At 75.2% G+C, this 22,238-nt stretch carries 17 protein-coding genes; 9 read left to right on the top strand and 8 right to left on the bottom strand.

Going from position 1 to position 22,238, the window contains the following annotated elements; translation table 11 throughout:
- Nucleotides 1-393 precede the first annotated feature (393 nt).
- From OG223_RS00935 to OG223_RS00975, 9 genes are all read left to right on the top strand, one after another.
- Nucleotides 394-1,059 carry a hypothetical protein gene (locus tag OG223_RS00935; RefSeq protein ID WP_329240941.1) on the top strand — a complete coding sequence of 222 codons (666 nt, stop codon included), beginning with the start codon at nucleotides 394-396 and terminating at the stop codon, nucleotides 1,057-1,059.
- Nucleotides 1,056-1,241 (top strand): hypothetical protein, encoded by a 186-nt coding sequence (locus OG223_RS00940; RefSeq protein ID WP_329240944.1) that lies wholly within the window; start codon nucleotides 1,056-1,058, stop codon nucleotides 1,239-1,241. Before OG223_RS00935 ends, OG223_RS00940 begins: the two co-directional genes overlap by 4 nt.
- Nucleotides 1,242-1,998: 757 nt before the next feature.
- Complete coding sequence (mvk, locus tag OG223_RS00945) at nucleotides 1,999-3,006, top strand: mevalonate kinase (protein WP_329240947.1); 1,008 nt, start codon at nucleotides 1,999-2,001, stop codon at nucleotides 3,004-3,006.
- Nucleotides 2,996-4,132 carry a diphosphomevalonate decarboxylase gene (gene mvaD, locus OG223_RS00950; protein ID WP_329240950.1) on the top strand — a complete coding sequence of 379 codons (1,137 nt, stop codon included), beginning with the start codon at nucleotides 2,996-2,998 and terminating at the stop codon, nucleotides 4,130-4,132. The genes mvk and mvaD overlap by 11 nt, the downstream gene beginning before the upstream one ends.
- Nucleotides 4,129-5,604 carry a phosphomevalonate kinase gene (locus OG223_RS00955; RefSeq protein WP_329240952.1) on the top strand — a complete coding sequence of 492 codons (1,476 nt, stop codon included), beginning with the start codon at nucleotides 4,129-4,131 and terminating at the stop codon, nucleotides 5,602-5,604. The genes mvaD and OG223_RS00955 overlap by 4 nt, the downstream gene beginning before the upstream one ends.
- Nucleotides 5,601-6,692, top strand: coding sequence for a type 2 isopentenyl-diphosphate Delta-isomerase (gene fni / locus OG223_RS00960; RefSeq protein ID WP_329240954.1), 1,092 nt, complete (start codon nucleotides 5,601-5,603; stop codon nucleotides 6,690-6,692). Before OG223_RS00955 ends, fni begins: the two co-directional genes overlap by 4 nt.
- Nucleotides 6,689-7,750: a hydroxymethylglutaryl-CoA reductase gene (locus tag OG223_RS00965; protein ID WP_329240957.1), complete on the top strand. Its 1,062-nt coding sequence runs from the start codon at nucleotides 6,689-6,691 to the stop codon at nucleotides 7,748-7,750. The genes fni and OG223_RS00965 overlap by 4 nt, the downstream gene beginning before the upstream one ends.
- A gap of 2 nt (nucleotides 7,751-7,752) precedes the next feature.
- The gene (locus tag OG223_RS00970; RefSeq protein WP_329240959.1) at nucleotides 7,753-8,922 is read left to right on the top strand and encodes a hydroxymethylglutaryl-CoA synthase; all 1,170 of its coding nucleotides are present in this window, start codon (nucleotides 7,753-7,755) and stop codon (nucleotides 8,920-8,922) included.
- Nucleotides 8,923-9,064: 142 nt separating this feature from the next.
- The gene (locus OG223_RS00975) at nucleotides 9,065-10,078 is read left to right on the top strand and encodes a 3-oxoacyl-ACP synthase III family protein (protein WP_329240962.1); all 1,014 of its coding nucleotides are present in this window, start codon (nucleotides 9,065-9,067) and stop codon (nucleotides 10,076-10,078) included.
- 427 nt (nucleotides 10,079-10,505) lie between these two features.
- Here the strand turns inward: OG223_RS00975 and OG223_RS00980 are convergent, their stop codons facing one another.
- The 8 genes from OG223_RS00980 to OG223_RS01015 all read right to left on the bottom strand — a co-directional run bounded on the left by OG223_RS00980 (nucleotide 10,506) and on the right by OG223_RS01015 (nucleotide 21,758).
- The gene (locus OG223_RS00980) at nucleotides 10,506-10,793 is read right to left on the bottom strand and encodes a DUF6059 family protein (protein ID WP_329240965.1); all 288 of its coding nucleotides are present in this window, start codon (nucleotides 10,791-10,793) and stop codon (nucleotides 10,506-10,508) included.
- 106 nt (nucleotides 10,794-10,899) lie between these two features.
- Nucleotides 10,900-11,064 (bottom strand): hypothetical protein, encoded by a 165-nt coding sequence (locus tag OG223_RS00985; RefSeq protein ID WP_329240968.1) that lies wholly within the window; start codon nucleotides 11,062-11,064, stop codon nucleotides 10,900-10,902.
- A gap of 182 nt (nucleotides 11,065-11,246) precedes the next feature.
- On the bottom strand, nucleotides 11,247-12,470 hold the full coding sequence (metK, locus tag OG223_RS00990; RefSeq protein ID WP_329240970.1) for a methionine adenosyltransferase: 1,224 nt from the start codon (nucleotides 12,468-12,470) through the stop codon (nucleotides 11,247-11,249).
- A 267-nt stretch (nucleotides 12,471-12,737) separates the two neighbouring features.
- Entirely contained in the window at nucleotides 12,738-14,780 is a 2,043-nt protein-coding gene (locus tag OG223_RS00995) for a condensation domain-containing protein (RefSeq protein WP_329240972.1), read from the bottom strand.
- Nucleotides 14,663-17,944, bottom strand: a complete 3,282-nt coding sequence (locus tag OG223_RS01000) for a hypothetical protein (RefSeq protein ID WP_329240975.1) — start codon at nucleotides 17,942-17,944, stop codon at nucleotides 14,663-14,665. The genes OG223_RS00995 and OG223_RS01000 overlap by 118 nt, the downstream gene beginning before the upstream one ends.
- 582 nt (nucleotides 17,945-18,526) lie before the next feature.
- Nucleotides 18,527-19,507, bottom strand: a complete 981-nt coding sequence (locus OG223_RS01005; RefSeq protein ID WP_329240978.1) for an aromatase/cyclase — start codon at nucleotides 19,505-19,507, stop codon at nucleotides 18,527-18,529.
- Between the two features lie 75 nt (nucleotides 19,508-19,582).
- Nucleotides 19,583-20,335 carry a thioesterase II family protein gene (locus OG223_RS01010; protein WP_329240981.1) on the bottom strand — a complete coding sequence of 251 codons (753 nt, stop codon included), beginning with the start codon at nucleotides 20,333-20,335 and terminating at the stop codon, nucleotides 19,583-19,585.
- Between the two features lie 601 nt (nucleotides 20,336-20,936).
- On the bottom strand, nucleotides 20,937-21,758 hold the full coding sequence (locus tag OG223_RS01015) for an AfsR/SARP family transcriptional regulator (RefSeq protein ID WP_200691952.1): 822 nt from the start codon (nucleotides 21,756-21,758) through the stop codon (nucleotides 20,937-20,939).
- Nucleotides 21,759-22,238 lie beyond the last annotated feature (480 nt).

A 22,238-nucleotide genomic window follows, 5' to 3' on the forward strand; every position in this document is an offset into this window, starting at 1 on the left:
CCGTCGTATCAGCCGTCGTGACGAGCGGCCCTGCGAGGAGTCCGGCGTCTACTGCGCGTTCGCCTGCGTGCGTACCGTCCACAGTTCCTCCCTTCCTGCGGCCACCGTGGGCGCCGGCGCTCGACCAGGGCTCGGCTGCGGGTGGAAAAGGCCTTGAGGAATCGGGGAGCGCATTTCACCGGCGTGTTCGCGAACGGGGCTGTATCGGGACTCGAGTCACCCGTCGGGTAATGGAAGGAACCGTCAAGGGACCGCCAGGGGCTGTTGCGCCCGCCTCCGGCGGAGGAAAGCGCCGGGTCAACTGCCTTGATCGGCACGGGATATCACGGGATATCAAAAAACGGAGTTGTGGACAGCGGTTGCGGGGCCCAGGCGCCTCGTGAAGGAGTTTCGATGAATTCCCAGTCATGCCTCAGGAGCCACTCCCAGGAAAGCGTCGCCGCCGCCGGGTCCGTCCTCTGCGCCCCGTGCGTGCGAAGGGCGGCGCAGCATCTGCGGGTGCTTCCCGCCCTGCATCAGGAATGCCTGCACCAGGCGTCCCTGACGGGCCGGCGCACGAATCCCACCAAGGTCTCCGGCAGCCGCCGCAGGGACCACCTGGACATCACCGTGCTCGACGCCCGGCACAACATCGAGACCATTCTCGAGTCGTGGTCGTCGATGGTCGCGGAAAAACGCGGAATCACCACTCCGCCGCGGGCCGTTCCCTCCCTGGCACGGTTTCTGACCCGGCATCTGGAATGGCTCGCCGGCCAGCCCCCGGCGGACGACTTCGCCGAGGAGATCGAACGCCTCGTCGGCGAACTGCGCCAGACCATCGACCCCGACCCCCATCCCCTGCACGCCCTCATCCGCGGCTGCGTGGTGGACGGCTGCCCGGGGACGATCAGCGCCCTCCCGCAGCGCGCCACCGGCACGGGCGGCGGCAGTACCGGCAGCGGTGCCGGTTCGGGGTCGGGCGGCAGCATCCGCTGTTCCTCGGGGCACGCCTGGAACGTGGGCGAGTGGCTGGGGCTGCGCACACTGATGGAACGGCAGCGGAAGGGTGTCAGCGCATGATCAAGCCACCGAGCCACCGGCTCGTCCCCACCAAAGTGGCCGCCCTCGCCATGGGGGTGTCCGAGGCGACCATCCGCAAGTGGGTCAGCCGCGGGAAGATCACCCGCTACGGCGCCCCGAACCGCCGCTCCGAGTTCGACATCGAGGAACTCACCGAGATCGCCCTGCACCGCCGGCCCTGACCGGACACCGGCCCAGGAGCACGGAGCACGGAGCCCGTACTACGCCCCTCACACTCCGGCTCCCGGACCTCGGCCCTCGCCGCTCCGGTCCCGGCTCCCGGCTCCCGGCTCCCGGCTCCCGGTCCCGACTCCGGCTTCTGGTTTCCGGCTCCGGTTTCCGGGCCGTCCGAGCTTCTGACGGTGCCTCAACTTCCGTGCTCCGTACGCCCGAAGAACCCCCGCCGTGCCCGCCGCGACTGCCCTGGCAGCCGCGGCTGCGCCGGTTGTGCCGGTCGCGGATCCACCCCCCATTCGAGTGACCCACGTCACTTCGGTGCGGTGTTGGCGGGGGGCCTGACCCCGTGTCACTATCTCCCTACATCCCCCCTGCCCAAAAGCCGCCGCGAGGCCGTACCGCGGCAGGGGGCGCGTGCCGCAGCCGTCCGTCATCCGGCGGGCGGCACTTTTTCTTTCACTACTTCTCTCACTGCTTCTTTCACCGCATCCGTTCCGCCGCCCGGCGCACCCGGGCGCTGTCGCCGATGCCGCGCCGCCGCCGTGCCGCCGGTGAAGTCCCCGAAGTCCCCTGCCGTGTACGGCAGTTGCCGCCGTACACCCTCGCAGGCCCCGCCCCACCCCCGCCTCCACCCCTCTCCGGCCTCCGGACCTCCGGACCTCCGGGTCTCCGCGTCTCGGGGCGGGGCGGTCCGGCATGGCCGTGCGGCCTCTCTGCACAACAGACATCTCCGTGCACAACAGACATAGGGAGCTGAGTGCGTTGACTCTACCGACCTCGGCGGAGGGGGTGCCGGACAGCCGCCGGACCCGCTCGGTCGGCATCGGCCGCGCCCACGCCAAGGCGATCCTGCTGGGAGAGCACGCGGTCGTCTACGGAGCCCCGGCGCTCGCCCTGCCCATCCCGCAGCTCACGGTCACCGCCAGTGCCGGATGGTCCTCCCAACCCGGCGACGGGCAGGGCGACTTGTCCTACACGGTGACCGGTTCCCCCTCGCGGGCGATGGTGACGCAGGCCTCCGACGGCCTGCGCCGGCTGACCGCGGAGTTCAAGACGCGGATGGGCGTGAGCGGCCGGCCGCATCTGGACGTGATCCTCGACGGTGCGATCCCGCACGGCCGGGGGCTGGGCTCCAGCGCGGCCAGTTCGCGGGCGATCGCGTTCGCGCTGGCCGACCTCTTCGGCCGGGAGCTGGACGAGGCCACGGCGTTCGAACTGGTGCAGACGGCCGAGAACATGGCGCACGGCAGGGCCAGCGGTGTCGACGCCATGACCGTCGGCGCGCTGCGCCCGCTGCTGTTCCAGGCGGGCCGGACACGGGAGCTGAAGCTGGGCTGCGAGGGCCTGTTCATCGTCGCGGACAGCGGTGAGCCGGGCAGTACCCGGGAGGCGGTCGAGCTGCTGCGGGAGGGGTTCGGGCGCCGGCCCGGGGCGCGGGCACGGTTCGTGCGGCGGGCCTCGGGGCTGGCCGAGGAGGCCCGGCTGGCCCTCGCCGAGGGCCGGGCCGGTGACCTGGGCCGGCGGATGACGGACTATCACGCGCTGCTGCGGGCGGCCCGCCTGAGCACCGGCCCCATCGAGCGGCTGGTCGACGCCGCGCTGGGGGCGGGCAGCCTCGGCGCCAAGATCACCGGCGGTGGTCTGGGCGGCTGCATGATCGCGCTGGCCCCGCCGCAGCGGGCCCGCGAGGTCACCCGGCGGCTGCACGAGGCAGGCGCCGTACAGACATGGCTCGTACCGCTGAAGGGGCTCGACAACCATGCGCCGTGAACAACGACCGACCACTGTGCCGGGCCCGCTGGAGACCGCGGCGGGCGTGCCGGACACCGCGCCCCGCCCGGCGAGGCCCGCCCCGCGCCCGGCGCGGGGCGGGCCGCAGGCGGACGCCGCCGCCGGTGTCACCGCGGTCGCGCATCCGAACATCGCGCTGGTCAAGTACTGGGGCAAGCGGGACGAGCGGCTGATCCTGCCCTGGACCGACAGTCTGTCGATGACGCTGGACGTCTTCCCGACCACCACCCGTGTCCGACTGGACGCCACGGCCGGCCGCGACGAGGTGACGCTCGACGGGGTGCCCGCGAGGGGCGAGGCGGCCCGGCGGGTCGGCGCGTTCCTGGAACTGGTGCGGGAGCGGGCCCGGTTGCCGTGGCGGGCGGTGGTGGACAGCCGTAACACCGTGCCCACCGGGGCGGGGCTGGCGTCCTCGGCCAGCGGGTTCGCCGCGCTGGCCGTGGCCACCGCGGCCGCCTACGGGCTGGAGCTGGACGCCGGCGGGCTGTCCCGGCTGGCGCGCCGGGGTTCGGGGTCGGCCTCGCGGTCGGTGTTCGGCGGCTTCGCCGTCTGGCACGCCGGGGCGCCCTCCGCCACGGGCGCGGCGGCGGACGCGGGTTCCTACGCCGAGCCGGTGCCCGTCGCCGGCGGCCTGGACCCGGCGCTGGTCGTCGCCGTGCTCGACGCGGGCCCCAAGACGGTCTCCAGCCGGGAGGCGATGCGCCGCACCGTGGACACCTCGCCGCTGTACCGGCCGTGGGCCGCCTCCAGCCGGGCCGACCTGGCCGGCATGCGGGCGGCGCTGGGGCGCGGTGACCTGGAGGCGGTGGGCGAGATCGCGGAGCGCAACGCGCTGGGGATGCACGCGACGATGCTGGCGGCGCGGCCCGCGGTGCGCTACCTGTCGCCGGCCACGGTCACCGTGCTGGACCGGGTGCTGGGGTTGCGGCGGGAGGGCGTGGCGGCGTACGCGACCATGGACGCCGGGCCGAACGTGAAGGTGCTGTGCCGGCGCGCGGACGCGCGGCGGGTGGCCGACGCCGTCGGCGAGGCCGTCCCGGCGGCACGGGTGCTGGTCGCCGGCCCGGGGCCCGGGGCCCGTCTGCTGGACGGGGCCGACCGATGACGGCCACGACAGCGGCGACGGCGGCAGGGGTGTCCGCGGGGCGCACGGTGGTGCGGCGGGCGCCGGGCAAGCTGTTCGTCGCGGGCGAGTACGCGGTGGTGGAGCCGGGCAACCCGGCGATCCTGGTGGCGGTCGACCGGTACATCACCGTCACCGTCACCGGGACAGCCGGCGAGTCCGGCAGCACCGGCACACCCGACGGACCAGGCAACCTCGACGGACCCGGCGCATCGAACGAACCCTGCGGACCCGGCGGACCCGGAAGTCCCGCCGGACCGGGCAGCCCCGGCGGACCGGGCAGCGCCCGCGCCCCTCACGTGTCCAACAGACCCCGCGGATCCGGCGCATCCAGCGCACCCGGCAACCCCAGCGGGTCCGGCACACCCGACAACCTCGACGGACCCGGCACACCCAACGAACCCGCCACCCCCACCACACTCACCGCCCCCGACGTAGTGATCTCCAGCGACCTCATCTCCCGGCCCGTCGCCTGGCGCTGGCGGGAGGGGCGGCTGGTCGCCCACGGCTACGACGGCGGTCCCGGAGACAGTGGCAGTGGCAGTGAAGGGGACGGTGACGGGAGCCGGGCCCGGGACGCGCTGGCGTATGTGGTGTCGGCCGTCGAGACGGTGGCCGCGCTGGTGGCCGAACGCGGGCTGGGCGTACCGGCGTTGAGGGTGTCGGTGCGCAGTGCGCTGCACGAGGGCGGGCGCAAGTACGGGCTGGGCTCCTCCGGTGCGGTGACCGTGGCGGCGGTGGACGCCGTGGCCGGGTTCTGCGGGGTGGAGCTGTCGGCCGGTGAGCGCTACCGGCTGGCGATGCTGGCCGGCGCGCGGATCGACCCGAAGGGCTCGGGGGGTGATCTGGCCGCCAGTGCCTGGGGCGGCTGGATCCTCTACCGGGCGCCGGACCGGGACTTCGTGCTCGACCTGGCCCGGCGGGTCGGCATCGGGCGGGCGCTGGCCGCGCCCTGGCCGGGCCACACGGTGCGGCGGCTGCCGGCGCCGGCCGGGCTGCGCCTGGAGGTCGGCTGGACCGGGGAGCCCGTCTCCACCGCGTCCCTGGTGGCCGGCCTGCACCGCCGCGGCCGGCCGGACGGCGCCGCCCGCGGCCGGTACACCACCGCCTCCAACCACCTGGTGGAGGCGGCGGCGGCCGCGCTGGAGCGGGGCGACGGCGCCGGGCTGCTGGAGCAGATCCGCGCCGCCCGCCGGGAGCTGGCGCGGCTGGACGAGGCGGTCGGGCTCGGCATCTTCACCGACCGGCTGACCCGGCTGTGCGAGGCGGCCGAGGCCGCCGGCGGCGCGGCCAAGCCGTCGGGGGCCGGCGGCGGCGACTGCGGTATCGCCCTGCTGGACGCGGCGGCGGACCGGCACATCTGTCAGGTACGGCGGCAGTGGAGCGCGGCCGGGGTGCAGCCCCTGCCGGTGCGTCCCGCCGCGCGAGAGCCCGGAAGGAACCGGCACACATGAGCGCTCAACGCAAGGACGACCACGTCCGGCTCGCCATCGAGCAGCAGGACACCCCGCAGGGGGGCAACCAGTTCGACGAGGTGTCGTTCGTCCACCACGCGCTGGCGGGCCTGGACCGCCGGGAGGTGTCCCTGGCCACCTCCTTCGCCGGCCTGTCCTGGCCGGTGCCCCTCTACGTCAACGCGATGACCGGCGGCAGCGCCCGCACCGGCGCCATCAACCGGGACCTGGCGACCGCCGCCCGGGAGACGGGGGTGCCGGTCGCGTCCGGGTCGATGAACGCCTACTTCAAGGACCCCTCCTGCGCGGGCACCTTCCGGGTGCTGCGCGAGGAGAACCCGGACGGGTTCGTGCTGGCCAACGTCAACGCGACGGCGTCGGTGGACAACGTGTGGCGGGCCATCGAGCTGCTGCGGGCCGACGCGCTGCAGATCCACGTCAACACCGCGCAGGAGACCGCGATGCCGGAGGGCGACCGGTCCTTCGCCGCCTGGCCCGGACAGATCGAGAAGATCGCGGCGGCCGTCGACATCCCCGTGATCGTCAAGGAGGTCGGCAACGGGCTGAGCCGCCAGAGCGTCCAGCTCCTGGGCACGCTGGGCGTGGCCGCGGCCGACGTCAGCGGCCGCGGCGGCACCGACTTCGCCCGCATCGAGAACGGCCGCCGGGCGCTGGGCGAGTACGCCTTCCTGCACGACTGGGGCCAGTCCGCGCCCGCCTGCCTGCTGGACGCCCAGGACACCGGGATGCCGCTGCTGGCCTCCGGCGGCGTGCGCACCCCGCTGGACGCCGCCCGCGCCCTGGCCCTGGGAGCCCGCGCGGTCGGCGCCTCCGGCGTCTTCCTGCGCACCCTCCTGGACGGCGGCGTGGACGCCCTGACCGCTCAGCTCACCTGCTGGCTGGAGCAGTTGGCGGCCCTGCAGACGATGCTCGGCGCCCCCGCCCCGGCCGATCTGACCCGCTGCGACCTGCTGATCCACGGCTCCCTGCGCGCCTTCTGCGCCGACCGCGGCATCGACACGGGCACCCTCGCCCGCCGCTCCAGCTCCGGCGCGCTGCGCGCCCCGACGACGGGAAGCACCCGATGACCGACACCCATGCCACCGCCGGGATCCCGATGCGCTGGGTGGGCCCCCTGCGCATCTCCGGGAACGTCGCCCGCACCGAGACCCGCATCCCGCTGGCCACCTACGAGTCACCGCTGTGGCCCTCGGTGGGCCGCGGCGCGAAGGTCTCCATGCTGGTCGAGGAGGGCATCGTCGCCACCCTCGTGGACGAGCGGATGACCCGCTCCGTCCTGGTCGAGGCCGCCGACGCCCAGGCCGCCCACAGCGCCGCGCGGACGGTGGAGGCCCGCATCGAGGAACTGCGGGAGGTGGTGCGCGGCTGCAGCCGCTACGCCCGGCTGCTCGGCGTGCGCCACGAGATCAACGCCAACCTGCTGTTTCTGCGCTTCGAGTTCTCCACCGGCGACGCCTCGGGCCACAACATGGCCACCCTCGCCTCCGACGCCCTGCTGGCCCACCTCCTGGCCACCGTCCCGGACATCTCCTACGGCTCGATCTCCGGGAACTACTGCACCGACAAGAAGGCCAGCGCCGTCAACGGCATCCTGGGCCGCGGCAAGAACGTCGTCACCGAACTCCTGGTGCCCCGCGACGTGGTGCACGACGTCCTGCACACCACCGCCGCCAAGGTCGCCCGGCTCAACCTGCGCAAGAACCTGCTGGGCACCCTGCTCGCCGGCGGGGTGCGCTCGGCCAACGCCCACTACGCCAACATGCTGCTGGGCTTCTACCTGGCCACCGGCCAGGACGCGGCCAACATCGTCGAGGGCTCGCAGGGCGTGACGATGGCCGAGGACCGCGACGGCGACCTCTACTTCGCCTGCACCCTGCCCAACCTGATCGTCGGCACCGTCGGCAACGGCAAGGGCCTGGGCTTCGTGGAGACGAACCTGACCCGCCTGGGCTGCCGCGAGGAGCGGGCGCCCGGCGAGAACGCCCGCCGCCTCGCCGTCATCGCCGCCGCGAGCGTGCTGTGCGGGGAACTGTCCCTGCTCGCCGCGCAGACCAACCCCGGCGAACTGATGCGCGCACACGTCCAGTTGGAACGCGACCCCCGGACCGCAAAGGTTGGTGCCTGACCATGTCCCTGTCCATCGGAATCCACGACCTGTCCATCGCCACCGGCGAGTTCGTCCTGCCGCACACCGCGCTCGCCGCCCACAACGGCACCGACATCGGCAAATACCATGTCGGCATCGGCCAGGAGTCGATGAGCGTGGCCGCGGCCGACGAGGACATCGTCACCCTCGCCGCCACCGCCGCCGCCCCCCTGGTCGCCCGCCACGGCACCGACCGCATCCGCACCCTCATCCTGGCCACCGAGTCCTCCGTCGACCAGGCCAAGGCCGCCGGCATCTACGTCCACTCCCTCATCGGCCTGCCCTCCGCCACCCGCGTCGTCGAACTCAAACAGGCCTGCTACGGCGCGACCGCCGCCCTGCAGTTCGCCGTCGGCCTGGTCCGCCGCGACCCCGCCCAGCAGGTCCTCGTCATCGCCAGCGACGTCTCCCGCTACGACCTGGACAGCCCCGGCGAGGCCACCCAGGGCGCCGCCGCGGTCGCCATGCTCGTCGGCGTCGACCCCGCCCTGGTCCGCATCGAGGACCCCTCCGGTGTGTTCACCGCCGACGTCATGGACTTCTGGCGGCCCAACTACCGCGACACCGCCCTGGTCGACGGACAGGAGTCCGTCGGCGCCTACCTCCAGGCCGTCGAGGGCACCTGGAAGGACTACACCGAGCAGGGCGGGCGCACCCTGGAGGAGTTCGCCGCGTTCTGCTACCACCAGCCGTTCACCAAGATGGCCTACAAGGCCCACCGCCACCTCCTCAACTACTGCGGCCGCGACACCGACCCGGACACCGTCACCGCCGCCCTGGGCCACACCACCGCCTACAACCGGGTCATCGGCAACAGCTACACCGCCTCCCTCTACCTCGCCCTGGCCGCCCTCCTGGACCAGGCCGACGACCTCACCGGCCGCCACATCGGCTTCCTCAGCTACGGCTCCGGATCGGTGGCGGAGTTCTTCGCCGGCACCGTCGTCGCCGGCTACCAGGACCGCCTGCGCACCACCGCGCACCGCGAGGCCGTCACCCGGCGCACCGAGGTCGACTACGCCGGCTACCGCGCCCTGCACGAACACCGCCTGCCCGCCGACGGCGGCGACCACGCCACCCCCGCCCAGACCACCGGCCCCTACCGGCTGGCCGGCATCAGCGGCCACAAACGCCTCTACACCACCCGCTGACCACACCGCCCGTACCGCCCGCGGGAGCGCGGGCGGTCACCGGACACCCCCCCCACCCCCCACCCGCCCATTCACCCGTCCACCTGTTCATTCACCTGTTCATTCATCCATTCACGCACCATGCGAAGGGGAGGGCAGCCGCATGGACGACGCGACGATCCTCAGCACGGGCAGCCCCATCAGGGACGTCAGGATCCTCGGCACCGGCGCGTACGTGCCCGAGCGGATCGTCTCCAACGACGAGGCCGGCGCCCCGGCCGGGGTCGACGACGCCTGGATCACCCGCAAGACCGCCATCCGCGAACGCCGCTGGGCCGGCCCCGCCCAGGCCACCTCCGACCTGGCCACCGCCGCCGCCCGCTCCGCCATGGAAGCCGCCGGCATCACCGCCGACCAGCTCTCCGTGATCGCGGTCGCCACCTCCACCCCCGACCGCCCCCAGCCCCCGACCGCCGCCTACGTCCAGCACAACCTCGGCGCCTCGGGCACCGCCGCCTTCGACGTCAACGCCGTCTGCTCGGGCACCGTGTTCGCGCTCTCCGCCGTCGGCAGCGTCATCCTGCGCCGCGGCGGACACGCCCTGGTCATCGGCGCCGACATCTACTCCCGCATCCTGGACCCGGCCGACCGCAGGACCGTCGTGCTCTTCGGCGACGGCGCCGGCGCGATGGTGCTGGGCACCGCCGCCCGCGGCCCCGTCGTCCGCCACGTCGCCCTGCACACCTTCGGCGAACTCACCGGCCTCATCCAGGTCCCCGCGGGCGGCAGCCGCCACCCCCTCGACACGGCCGCCCTGGACACCGGACTGCACTACTTCGCGATGCAGGGCCGCGCCGTACGCGACTTCGTCGTGGACCGGCTCCCCGGGCTGACCGAGGCGTTCCTCCACGAGGCCGGCGTCAAGCCCGCCGACGTCCACCACATCGTCCCCCACCAGGCCAACGGCGTCATGCTCGACGACGTCCTCACCCACCTCGCCCTCCCCCACGCGGTCATGCACCGCACCGTGACCCACTACGGCAACACCGGCGCCGCCTCCATCCCCATCACCCTGGACGCCGCCGTCCGCGCCGGCGACATCCGCCCCGGCGAACTGGTCCTGCTGGCCGGCTTCGGCGGCGGCATGGCCGCCAGCTTCGCCCTCGTCGAGTGGTGAACAGGAAGAAAAAGGGCGGCCGGCAGCACGAACCAGAAAAAGGACGCGAAGCAGAAAAGAAAAAAAGGGGGGCGGCCACCGGCCGCCCCGCCACCACCCCCGCACAGAGGGGGTGCGCCCGTGTTCCCGGGCCCGCTCCTCCCCCGCCGGCCGCGAACACCCGGCCGCACACGGCCCCGGCCACCGCGGACAGACCCGCCGCGGCCCAGCCGTCCGCGGGCCCGTCCGCGGGCCAACGATTTACGGCATCAACCGCCGCGGCTCCTGCCCGCTCCCGCAGACCGCCGACGTCCTCTTCACCCGGCGTCCGGCCAAAGCTCCCCGACGACGACCGCATCCGGCCGCCGGTCCACCTCCACCTCCTCGCCCCGGGCCGCCGTGCCTGCGCCGCCCGGGGGCGGGGCGAACGCGTCCCGCGGCCGACGCCTCAGCCGCCTCCGTCGGGAGCCCGGTGCCCGGCATAGCCCGCCGGCCACAACTGCCGCAGGATCCGCACCTCCTGATCGGACAGCGCGACATCCTCACGCACCCGCTCGGGATGGGCCGGCGGCGGCCCGCCGGGACGCTGCGCGGCCCGGCGCCCTTCCTGCCCGGCGCTCTCCGCCTGCTGGGCGAACGGCTCGTAGGAGGCGCCGAAGGCCACCAGGGACAGCCACAGCCGCCGTACGACATAGTCCGCCAGCGCCCGCCGGCCGCCCCGCAGCACCCGTCCCATGCCCGCCCCCTCCACGCCGTCTTGTCCGTCTCCTTCCTCCGCAGGCTGCCAAGAGCGGCTCGCGGACGGCTTGAGAACGGCACGGGCCAGGTTGCGGCGGACGGCGTCAGTCGATACCGCGCACCACGTGCGGCTCCCCCCACTCCTCCTCGTCGATCCCCGCCAGGAGCAGCGGCGGCGTACCGGACAGGGACAACGGCAGGGACAGGGGCAGGGGGGCGTCCGCCGCCTCCTGGGACGGCCTGCCGTCCACCTCGGTGATGTCGTACATCGCGTCCTCCTCTGCTCGGTGCTGATCAGGAACGGCCGTGATCCGGCCTGTACGGGGGCCCGGGCTCCGGGCTCCGGGGGGGGCGGTCGCCGCCGGGGGCGGGGTCCCGCGCCTGCGGCGAGCGGTGCGGCCGGGAACCCGGGTCGGCAACATCGGTGAACAGCCGGGCGGGGGCAGGGGTTTCAGAGGCCGGCGGCCGCCCTCAGGTGCCCGGCGCGGTCGGTGCGCTCCCAGGTGAAGTCGGGCAGTTCGCGGCCGAAGTGGCCGTAGGCGGCGGTCTGGGCGTAGATCGGGCGCAGCAGGTCCAGGTCGCGGATGATGGCGGCCGGGCGGAGGTCGAAGACCTCGTCGATGGCCTGCTCGATCCGGTCCGGGTCGACCTTCGCGGTACCGAACGTCTCGACGAACAGGCCGACGGGTTCGGCCTTGCCGATCGCGTACGCGACCTGCACCTCGCAGCGCGAGGCGAGACCCGCGGCGACGACGTTCTTGGCGACCCAGCGCATCGCGTACGCCGCGGAGCGGTCCACCTTGGAGGGGTCCTTGCCCGAGAACGCGCCGCCGCCGTGACGGGCCATGCCGCCGTACGTGTCGATGATGATCTTGCGGCCGGTCAGGCCCGCGTCACCCATCGGGCCGCCGATCTCGAACCGCCCGGTCGGGTTGACCAGGAGGCGGTAGCCGTCGGTGTCGAGCTTGATGCCCTCCTCCACCAGTGCCCTCAGCTCGGCCTCGACCACGAACTCGCGGATGTCGGGGGCCAGCAGCGACTCCAGGTCGATGTCGGAGGCGTGCTGCGAGGAGACGACCACGGTGTCGAGGCGGACGGCCCTGTCGCCGTCGTACTCGATGGTGACCTGGGTCTTGCCGTCGGGGCGCAGGTAGGGGACGGTCCCGTTCTTGCGGACCTCGGTCAGGCGTTTGGCGAGGCGGTGGGCGAGGAAGATCGGCAGCGGCATCAGGGTGGGTGTCTCGTCGGTCGCGTAGCCGAACATCAGGCCCTGGTCGCCCGCGCCCTGCCGGTCGAGCTCGTCCCCTTCGTCACCCGCGTCGGCACCCTCGACCCGCTTCTCGTACGCCGTGTCGACGCCCTGCGCGATGTCCGGGGACTGCGCGCCGATCGACACCGACACCCCGCAGGAGGCGCCGTCGAAGCCCTTCTTGGAGGAGTCGTAGCCGATCTCCAGGACGGCCTCGCGCACCAGTTGGGCGATGGGGGCGTAGGCGCGGGTGGTGACCTCGCCGGCGATGTGGACCTGGCCGGTGGTGATGAGGGTTTCGACCGCGACGCGGGAGGCGGGGTCCTGGCGCAGCAGGGCGTCCAGGACGGTGTCGCTGATCCGGTCGGCGATCTTGTCGGGGTGGCCTTCGGTCACGGACTCCGAGGTGAACAGGCGACGGGGCATGGCTCTCCAAAGGGTTGCGGCCCGGCGCGGCCTGCGTCGGCGGCCGGGCCGGATCGCCCGTGCCACCGCCACGGTCCCCGGCCGCGGACGAGGCGGGGTCGAAACGCGGCGGAACAGGAGTGGAGCGGCTGCGGTCGAGGGGTGGTGCGGCCTCCCTGTCCGGGGTGGTGCGGCCGCGGTCAGGGAGGTGGCGCGGTGGTGCGCTGGAGGTCGCGCGGCCCTGGCCAGGGGTGGTGCGGTGGGTGTTCGGGGGTGGCGGGGCCCCGGTCATGGGGGTGGTGCGGTGGCGTCCTGGAGGGCCCGGGCCAGGACGCGGGCGCGTTCGCGTTCGCCGGGCGGGGCGGGGGTGAGGACCACCCGGGGCGGGCGGCGTCCGCCGGCGGCGGCCAGACGGCGGGCGAGGTCGCAGGCCACCGTGCCGGCCCCGGAGAACCCGGCCAGCAGCAGGGGCCGGCCGGCGGTGCGGGCGGCCAGGGCGGCGGCGCTGTCGGCGGGAACGGTGGGGGTGGTGAGGAGCAGCAGTTCCTGGGGGCCGGGGTAGGCGGGGGGCAGCAGGTCGTAGCAGGTGGGCGGTGCGCCGGGGGGCGGGACGAGGCAGATGGTGCCCGCCTGCCGGTGGCGGGCGGCGCGCAGGAGGGTCAGTGGGGTGCCCGGGCCGGGCGGGCCGGGCAGGGCGATGGCCGGACCGGCGGCCGGGGGGTCGGCTGGCCCGGTGAAACCAGGAACGGCGGCTGGGCCGGTGGTGGTGGCCGAGCCAGCCGGGGGGTCGGCAGGACCGATGGAGCCGGGAGTGCCGGCCGAGTCTGTAGCGGCGGCCGGACCGGGCAGGTCCGTGGCCGAACCAACCGGGGTGTCGGCAGGACCGGTGAAGCCGGGGGCGGGGGCTGAGTCGGTGGTGGTGGCCGGGCCGGGCAGACCGGTGGCCGAGGGGTCGGCGGGTCCGGTGGAGCCGGGAGCGCCGGCCGGGTCGGTGGGACCGCTGGTCGGGTCGGTGAGGGTGGCCGGGTCGGCCGGGCCGGTGGTCGAAGGGTCGGCCATGGGGGGTACGGCGCGGCCCTCGAGGAGTTTCAGGACCTGGGCGACGGTGGTGAACTCGTCTGCTCCCAGGGGGAGTTCGCGCAGCAGCAGGGCGCTTTGCACCAGCAGTTCGGCGGCGGCCGCCTCGTCGAGGAGGGCCCGGTCGTGGACGCCGGTGAGGACGAGGCCGCCGGTGCTGTCGTGGTGGGCGAGCAGGGCCAGGGGCAGCACGGAGCGGGCGGGCACGGTGCCGGGGAACTCGGCCCGGATGCCGTGGGCGGCCAGTTCGTTCTCCAGGCCCTGCACCGGGTGCGGCGGGTCCTCGAAGACCAGGACGGTCTCGGCGCGGTCCGCGTCCGGCCCGGCCTGCGCATGGGCATGGGTGGGGGTGGGGGGCGGGTCGGCGGGGAGCCATTCGTAGGCGGCCATGTCCAGGGCGCGGTCGCGCAGGTGGCGCAGCAGCCGGGACACCGTGTCGGCCGGGTCGACCTCGAGGGACATCGGCAGCAGGTTGCGCAGCGGGCCCGGCAGCCAGGCCGCGCCGTCCAGCGCGATGCCCCGGCCCGGGACGGTCACCGCGAAGCACACCGGGGCCGGTCCGGTGGCGCCGGACGCACGGTGGATCAGCATCGCCCAGACGGCCTGCAGCACACTGCTCTCCGCGGTGCCCCGGGCGGCGGCCCAGCGGGCGAGGCGGACGGTCTCGGCGGCGTCCAGGCGCAGCCGGGCCCGGCCGACCCCGCTCAGGCCGGTGGGACCGCCCGGGCGGCCCGGCCGGGAGGCCGCGGGGGCGGCGCCGGGCGGTGTCCAGCGCGCCCACAGGGCCCGGGCGGGCCGCGGGTCCTGGGCGGCGGTCCAGGCGGTGTAGTCGCGCAGGTCGGGCCGGCGTTCGCCGCCGGGCAGGGTGCCTCCGGCGAGGTAGGCCCGGTAGAAGGTGCGCAGCAGGAGGTGCGCGGACCAGGTGTCGAGCAGGGCCCGGTGGTAGGTGAGCACGATCCGGACGGGCGCGCCGGGGGCGGCGGGCGGGGCCTGTTCCGTCTCCAGCACGGTCAGGCGCAGCGGGCCGGGGCAGCGCAGGTCGAAGCCGCGCAGCCGGTCGCGTTCCAGGAAGGGGGCCCAGTCCCCGCCGGCGGGGATCTTGTGGGTGATGTCCGGGACGACCCGGCCGTGCACGATCAGCCGCGGCGGGTTCGCCCCGGTGAACGCCGTGCGCAGGACCGCCTCGCAGTCGAAGACCGACTGCCAGGCGGCCCCGAACCGTTCGGCGTCCAGCGGCCCGTGCCAGACCCACACGAGCTGCTCGACATGCCGGCCGGTACCGGGCTGCGCGTCGCCCCCGGTGTAGAGGGCCGCCTGCTGCGCGGTGGGCGCGAACGCGGACGGGATCGGGGCGGTGGCGGTGGCGGCCAGTTCTTCCAGTACGTCTTGCAGCAGGGGGGCGAGGGCTGTCGCCGAGGGGGTGGGGGTGTCGCGGGAGCGGGGAGGGCGGGAGTCGCAGGGGGGCCGGGGAGGGCGGTGGTCGCCGAGGTCCCGGTGACGCCGGAGGCCTCGGAGGGGGTGGTGAGGTCGTCGGTGTCCGCGGAGTCGGGCAGGCCGGCGACCGCCGAGGGGGCGGTACGGCCGGTGGACGCCGGGGCGTCGGACGCCGGGATCCCGACGCCGTCGGCGGACGCCGAAGGAGTGGTGAAGTCCTCGGCCCCGGGGGCGTCGAGGAGGCCGTCGGACGCCGAGGGGTCGGTGAGGCCGGCGGACGCCGGGCTGCCGGTGAGGTCGGCGGACGCCGAGAGGTCGGCCCCGCCGTCGGCCGGCGAAGAGGTGGTGAGGCCGTCGGCGCCCGGGAAGTCGGGTAGACCGTCGGTCACCGAGAGCGTGGCGGGACCGGTGGCCGGCGGGGCGTCGGTGTGCCCATCGGGCAACCAGTCGAGGGTGAGGCGCAGTCGGCCGCCGGTGATCTGCGCGTGTGCCTGGAGGCGGTGGGCGCGGTGTCCCGGCAGGCCGGGGACGGGGTGGGCCGGGGCGGGCAGTGCTTCGTCCGGGCCGTACGGCGCCTCGTCCGGGGCGTGCAGGACCAGGCAGGTGGGGGCGGGAGGCAGTTCGCGCAGGGTGGCGCGCAGCAGCGGATCGGGACTGAACTCACGGCAGGCCCCGAAGCCGGCGCCGCCTACGGCCTTCCCGGCGCCGGCGGCCAGGAAGCCTGCCGCGGCGGCCAGTTGGCCCAGGGCGTCGGGGCCGGGATCCAGGGTGAGCTGGACCGGGTGGACATCGGTGAGCCGGCCGACGTGGCGGCACAGGCCCGGGTGACCGCTCCGGGGATCGCCGTAGACGTCGAACCCGACCTCGTCGGTGTGCTGCCACCGGGCCAGCGCCAGCGCGAACACACCGGTCAGCACCTGCTCCGCGGTGAGCGCGAGACGCCGGGCCAGGTGCTGGGTGATCCGCTCGGTCCGCTCCTCGTCCAGCGTGAAGCCGGTGCGGTGCGCCGGGTTCGGGGCAGGGGGCGCGGGTGTTTCCGGGGTGGTGCCTGATCCGGTTTCCGGGGTGGGCAGTGGGGCGGGCTCCGGTCCAGTTCCCGGGGTGGTCAGTGGAGCGGCGGTGCCTGGCCCGGCTTCCGGGGCGGCGTCCCGTCCGGTGTCCGAGGCGGTTTCCGGCCCGGTGCCCTGTCCGGTGTCCGGGGTGGTGGTGCCCAGGGGCGGCGGCGGGGCGGTGTCCGGCCCGGCTTCCGGAGCGGGCAGTGAGGCGGCGGTGCCTGGCCCGGTTCCCGGGGCAGCACCCGGCGCGGTGTCTGACGCGGACGCGGTACCCGGCCCATTGCCCGAGACGGCACCCTGCCCTGTTTCCGGCCCGGTACCCGACCCGGTGTCTGCCGCGGTACCCGACCCGGTCTCCAGGGCAGACGGCGGGGCGGCGATGTCCGGGGCGGTGTCCGGTCCGCTGCCCGGGGTGGTGGTGCCTGAGGTCGGCAGCGGGGCGGTGCCGGGTGACGCTACGGCGTCGGCCGTCCCGCCCGGCCGGGGCGGCAGCCCGGCGGCGGAGCGGGAGGCGGCCGCGCGGGACCTGCGCTCGGCGACCAGGCTCCAGTGACGGGCCTCGGCGGGGTCGCGGGCCAACTCGCGCAGGCCCGCGACCCAGTCGGCCACGCCGTCGCCCGCGCACTGCGCCCGTGCCTCGGTACGGACCGAGGCACGGGAGAGGACCGAGGCCGGTCCCGGCGCCGTGACCGAGGGGAAGGCCCCAGCCGGGCCGGCCGCCGGTGCAGCCGGGGAGGAGGTCACGCCCGAGTCGGCGGCCGGGACCGAGGGGAAGACCCCGGCCTGACCGGGCACCGGTGCAGCCGAGGAGAAGGCCTCACCCGAACCGGCGGCCGGGGCCGAGGAGAGGCCCGCAGCCGGACCGGGCACCGTGTCCGGGGGGACCTCAGGGCCGGGGACCGGGGCCTGATCTGGCGCCGGTTCCGGGTCTGCCGCCGGGGCCGGGGAGGAGGCCGTGGCCGAGCCGAGGGATGCGGCCGGACCGGGCGCCGTAGCCGAGGAAGGAGCCGCAGCCTGGCCGGCGGCCGCAGCCGGGAAGGGGGCCTCGGCCGGACCCCGTGCCGTAGCCGGGCAAGGGACCGTGGCCGAGCCGATGGCCGCAGCCGTGCCGGCGGTCGTGGACGGGCCGGCGACCGCCGGATCCAGAGCCACCGCCGGGCCCAAGGACACCGCCGGACCCCGGACCGCCGCCGGCCCCAGGGCCCGGGTCAGGTCGGTGAGGAGGATTCGCCAGGAGGTGGGGTCCGCGGTGAGTTCGTGGGTGAGGAGGGCGAGGCGGTCGGTGTGGGGGCGGGAGGGGCGGTGGTCGCGGGCGAGGAGGGCGCGCAGGTGGATGCCGGCGGGTGCGTCGAGGGTGCGGGCCAGTGCGGTGACGGCCGTGGTGAAGCCGGCCTCGTCGGTGAACTGTCCCTCCGTCAGCAGGTCCTGGCCGCCCGGTCCGGCCGGGCCGGTCAGGCGGCCGGCCGCGGTGTCGAGGCGGAAGCACAGGTGCGGGTGGGCGGCCACGACGGTGTGCAGGGCCCGGCGTACCGTCTCCGCGTCCGTCCCGGCGGCGGTTTCGAGGAAGAGCGCCTCGTAGCCGTGGGCGGCCCTGCGGGTGAGCAGCGCGCGCTGGGCGGGGGTGAGCGGGTGGCCGTACGCCGCCGTGGTGAGCAGATCGGCGGTGCGGCCCGCCACGGCGGCGGCCGGGGTGTCCGCGGTCGCCGTGCACCGCAGTGTGTGGTGGTCGGGGGCGTGCCGCAGCAGCCGGTGGGTCCCGGTGCCCGGGTCCTGCCCGTCGGCGGCGGCCCGGCGCAGGAGGTGGTGCAGTGCGGCGGCGTCGAAGGGTCCGCGCAGTTCGAGGTCCCACGGCGCGGTGCGGGCGGGGAAGCCGGGGACGGGGCCGAGGACCACCACGGTCGGCGCGTGCGGGAAGGGGTTGGCAGTCATGGTGTTGTCCGGGGGTGTGCGGGCCGGTACGGGAGGCCGGTTCCCCTCTGTCTCCTCTCTGCGGGCGCCGGGCGGACCTGCGGGGCTCCTCCCGGCCGGCCCGCCCGCCGCACACGGACCCGGCGGGTTCTGCGGGTTCTGCGGGGTCCCGGCCGGGGTGACGCGGGCGGTGCGGGGCCGGGTGCACGGGGGCCGGTCCGGGCCGTGCTGCCTCTCTGCCATGACGGCCTCCTGGCCTGCCTGCGTCCACAACGGTCGAGATGAGCACGTTAATGGCCCTGTGCGCCCGGAGTCCGTTTCCCCGAGCGGATGTGCAGCGGGGTGCGAGCAGGTCCCGAGAACGACGGCAGTGCGGCCCGCCGGGGATGCGCGGAGTGCGCGGCCGGCGGCCGACGATGGGCGGCGGGGCGGCGTCGTGTCCCGCGCGGATGCCCCCGTCGCCGCCGGACGGTGCCGGCCGTCCCGGCGCAGGCGCCGCGGCCCTCCGCGGCCGCACACCGGACGGGCGGACGGGCGGAGGACGGGGCGGGTGTCACGGTACCGGTGCCCGGCGGCGGGCCGGGGGCCGGCTCGAGGCGTTCTCTAGCAGACGGGGCGGGAGGGGGGCACCAGCATGCGCACGGCGCTGTCCGCGTGCTGCCTGGCCAGGGTGAGCAGGTGCCGGCAGTCGCGGCCGAGGGCCGCCCGCACCTGCCGGCGGGCGTCGGCCAGGCTCGCGCCGTCGCCCAGGACCGCGGTGATGTCCTCCTCGCACAGCACGACGGTCTGCCGCGAGGTGAGGGTCGCCCCCCGTTCGTCCTCGGTGAGGGACCACTCGCCGGTGTGGGCCGCCAGCAGCGGGGACGGCGTGGTCTGCTTGTGGACGATGCGGCCCGCGTGCGGGAAGCAGATCCGTACCGATTCGCTGGTGTGCACGCCGTCGCCGGCCGGGGTGCGCAGGGTCAGGTGCTGGATGCCGGGCGCCTCCTCGCGCAGGCGGGCCGCGCTGATGTGGGCGACGTGCTCGGGCCAGTCCCCGGCCCGGTAGAGGAAGTCGTAGGCGAGCTCCGCCGGGCCCTGTACGCGGATCGAGTCCTCGCAGGACAGCACCAGGTCGTCGAGGCGGCTCCACCGTTCGGCGAACCGTTTCAACTGGGTGAGCTGGGTGCGGATGTTCAGGTCGGCGACCCGTCCCGGCCACAGGGCGCCGGCGGGCAGGCCCGGGCGGGCGGCGAAGCCGTAGCGCAGTTCCAGTTCGCTGGCGTGCGGGCCCCGGTCGCGGATGCTGACCACGCCGCGCATCGGCTCCAGCGGGGAGCCGGGGCCTCCCTCCGGGTGGATCTCGATACGGCGCTCCACCGGGTCCAGATCGCGCCACGAGGTCCACGACTCCAGCCGGCCGCCCACCAGGAACCACATCCGCAGGCGTTCCCGCCCGCCGTCGCCGTCCAGGCGCTCCACATGGACGCTCGGGGCGAAGTAGAGCGGCAGTCGCGCCGCATCGGCCAACACGGCGTAGACCACACCGGCGGGCGCGGCCACCTGTATGCGGTGGACCGCTCCGCCGTCCCGCTCACCAGCCATCCCGGACACCTCTCTTCTCTTCTTCGCTTCTTCTCTTCCGGCAGCCGCCCCCGGGGCCGGGGCCGGCCGGCGGGGTCAGCCGACGGGGGCGGGCTCGGGGGTGAGGCGGCGTACGACACGGCAGGCCCGGCCCAGCAGCCGGGGCAGTTCACGGCCGCCGCGGACGAAGAAGTGCCGGCCGGGGACGGTGCGCGAGCGGACGGGGCCGCGGGTCCAGCGCTGCCAGCCCTCCCCCGCCCGGGGCGCGGCCAGCGGGTTGTCCCGGGAGGCGACGACGAGGACCGGGGTGGTGAGCGGGCCCTGCGGACAAGGCCTGCGGACCGCCTCGTGCAGGGACTGGGCCAGCGCCAGGTCGGCGCGCAGCACCGGCAGGACGGCCCGCAGCCAGATCCCCTCGTCGCTGCCGGCCGGCACCGCGCCGCGGCCGCCCAGGACGTGCAGCAGTTCGGCGTCCGTGGCCCGGCGGGCGTCGGGCAGGCCGGCCGGCAGCCGCGGCGGCGGCCAGGCGCCGACGGCCAGCAGCGCCGGGCCCGGCAGACCCGCCTCGTGCAGGGCGCGGGTGACGGTGAGCGCGAGCATCGCGCCGAACCCGTGCCCGTACAGGACGTAGGGGCCCGGGTGCGGGCCGGTGAAACGGGGCAGCACGTCGGCGAGCAGCGCCCGGTGCGTGCTCACCCTGGGCTCGGCGCGCCGCGGGGCGCAGCCCGGCAGGAGGACCGGGAGCGGCTGCACGCCGGGTCCCACGCTCGCCTCCCAGTGGTCGAAGACGGAGACGCCCTCGGCGGAGTGTGCGAAACAGTGCAGCCGCACTGGCGGTTCGTCCGGCATGGCATCCTCCTGTGTGCCCGTTCCCGGCACCACGCAGGCGGCACGGCGGCGGGGCGGAATCCGAGCACCGCCAGCATCGCCACACGCCCTCGAACCCCACTCGAGAACGGCCCGAGCCCGGCCCCCTCCCGGCCGGGGGCACGGGATGCGAGGTGCGGGGGTGCGGGGCGTTGCGGGTGCGGGCGGCCACAGGACCCCGGCCCGCCCCCGTCGTACGGGATTTCCTCAACGGCGGCCGGTCCGGGCCGGGCGCAACGGAGCGGAGCGGGGCGGGGCGGGGGCGGGGCGGTGGCGGCGTCTTTCACGGACCGGGCCCGGCCGGGCGCATCGCATCCGCCCGCCGTCTCCGCCGACTGTCCGCCGTCTGCGCCGTCTCCCCCGTTTTTACGTCGGCCGGCCCGAGGGCGCGGGAGCGGGGAACCGGCACCCGGCCCTGCCCCCGGGGGGCCCTGCCCCGGCCCCTGCCCCGGTCTCGGCACCGGTCTCGGCACCGGTCTCGGTGCCGGTCTCGGTGCCGGTCTCGGTGCCGGTCTCGGTGCCGGTCTCGGTGCCGGTCTCGGTGCCGGTCTCGGTGCCGGTCTCGGTGCCGGGGCGGGAAGTCCTAGGCGGCGTAGCGGTCGAAGGTGGAGCCGCGGCGCGGGCCGGCCATCACGTCGAGTTCCGGGTCGACGGCGAGCATGGCCTGGTGCAGGCGCTGGAGCTGCGGTGTGGGTTCCACGCCGAGTTCCTCTATCAGCCGTCTGCGTAACCGCCGGTAGACGTCGAGGGCGGAGGCCTGCCGGCCGGAGCGGTACAGGGCCAGCATCGCCTGCGCGTGCAGGCCCTCGTGCTGGGGGTGGCGGGCGACGAGGTCGGTGAGTTCGGCGATGAGTTCGGCGTGCCGGCCCAGCCGCAGGTCCGCGTCGATGCGCCGCTCGACGGTCACCAGCCGTGACTCCTCCAGCCGCAGCACCTCGATCTCCAGCACCGGGCCCAGGCGTACGTCCACCAGGGCCGCCCCCTGCCACAGGGCCAGGGCCTGGCGGAAGCAGCGGGCGGCGCGGTCGTCCTCGCCCTGCTCGAAGGCCTCCTGGCCCTCGGTGATGAGGCGTTCGTAGGTGTGCACGTCCACGGACTGGGGCGGCACCTGCAGGAGGTAGCCGCCGTGCCGGGTGGCCAGCACGTTCTTCGCGCCGCCCGGGGCGCCGGGTCCCATGGCCGTGCCCAGGCTGCGGCGCAGCTGCATGATGTAGGTCTGCAGCGTGGTCACCGCGCTCTGCGGCAGTTCCGTCCCCCAGATCTCCTCCATCAGCGTCGACACCGGCACGACGCGGCCCGGGTACAGCGCGAGCAGGGCGAGCACCTGCCGGGGTTTTCCGGCGGTCGGGACGATCGAGTCCCCGTTCACGGCGGCACACAGCGGACCCAGAACCTGAATCTCCATGGTTTCCTCCGTTCGTCGTGGGGCACTCCCGATGGCGGAAATGCGTCGGTGAATCTGCACGCTAGCCGCCCCCGCACCGGAGGCGCGGGTTCCTTCAGCGGCCTTCGAGCGGTCCTCAACGCCCCTTTGGCGGGCAGCACCGAAGGGCCGGTCCGCCGGAGGGAAACCCGGGAAAACCCGCCGGAACAAATGCACCGGCATCCCTGAAATCCCCTCCGTAAAACGCCGGTTGACGGCACCCGCTCCCCCGCGCCCGCCCGCTCGCCCCCTCTTCCTTCTTCCGTCGTTTCCCGGCCTGCCGGCGCACGGTGCGGCGACGTCCGGGGATCCAGGGATCCGGGGCCGGCCAAGAAGCACGGGACGCGGACGACATCCCGTCCACCGGACGCCGGCCGGCCACCCGCAACTCCCCCGCACCGCCCGCCCCCTTCCTCCGCTCCCCCCGGCCCGCCGACGTGCGCGGGGCGGTGAAGTCCGGGA

The organism is Streptomyces sp. NBC_01478 (assembly GCF_036227225.1).
In the GTDB taxonomy this organism is placed as follows: Bacteria; Actinomycetota; Actinomycetes; order Streptomycetales; family Streptomycetaceae; genus Streptomyces.

Coding starts and splice junctions, on each gene's coding strand:
- OG223_RS00980 (WP_329240965.1), bottom strand. CDS start 10,793: ATGGGACGGGTGCTGCGGGGCGGCCGGCGGGCGCTGGCGGACTATGTC.
- mvaD (WP_329240950.1), top strand. CDS start 2,996: ATGCGCCGTGAACAACGACCGACCACTGTGCCGGGCCCGCTGGAGACC.
- fni (WP_329240954.1), top strand. CDS start 5,601: ATGAGCGCTCAACGCAAGGACGACCACGTCCGGCTCGCCATCGAGCAG.
- OG223_RS01005 (WP_329240978.1), bottom strand. CDS start 19,507: ATGGCTGGTGAGCGGGACGGCGGAGCGGTCCACCGCATACAGGTGGCC.
- OG223_RS00935 (WP_329240941.1), top strand. CDS start 394: ATGAATTCCCAGTCATGCCTCAGGAGCCACTCCCAGGAAAGCGTCGCC.
- metK (WP_329240970.1), bottom strand. CDS start 12,470: ATGCCCCGTCGCCTGTTCACCTCGGAGTCCGTGACCGAAGGCCACCCC.
- OG223_RS00955 (WP_329240952.1), top strand. CDS start 4,129: ATGACGGCCACGACAGCGGCGACGGCGGCAGGGGTGTCCGCGGGGCGC.
- OG223_RS01010 (WP_329240981.1), bottom strand. CDS start 20,335: ATGCCGGACGAACCGCCAGTGCGGCTGCACTGTTTCGCACACTCCGCC.
- OG223_RS00965 (WP_329240957.1), top strand. CDS start 6,689: ATGACCGACACCCATGCCACCGCCGGGATCCCGATGCGCTGGGTGGGC.
- OG223_RS00940 (WP_329240944.1), top strand. CDS start 1,056: ATGATCAAGCCACCGAGCCACCGGCTCGTCCCCACCAAAGTGGCCGCC.
- OG223_RS00970 (WP_329240959.1), top strand. CDS start 7,753: ATGTCCCTGTCCATCGGAATCCACGACCTGTCCATCGCCACCGGCGAG.
- OG223_RS01015 (WP_200691952.1), bottom strand. CDS start 21,758: ATGGAGATTCAGGTTCTGGGTCCGCTGTGTGCCGCCGTGAACGGGGAC.
- OG223_RS01000 (WP_329240975.1), bottom strand. CDS start 17,944: ATGACTGCCAACCCCTTCCCGCACGCGCCGACCGTGGTGGTCCTCGGC.
- OG223_RS00975 (WP_329240962.1), top strand. CDS start 9,065: ATGGACGACGCGACGATCCTCAGCACGGGCAGCCCCATCAGGGACGTC.
- OG223_RS00985 (WP_329240968.1), bottom strand. CDS start 11,064: ATGTACGACATCACCGAGGTGGACGGCAGGCCGTCCCAGGAGGCGGCG.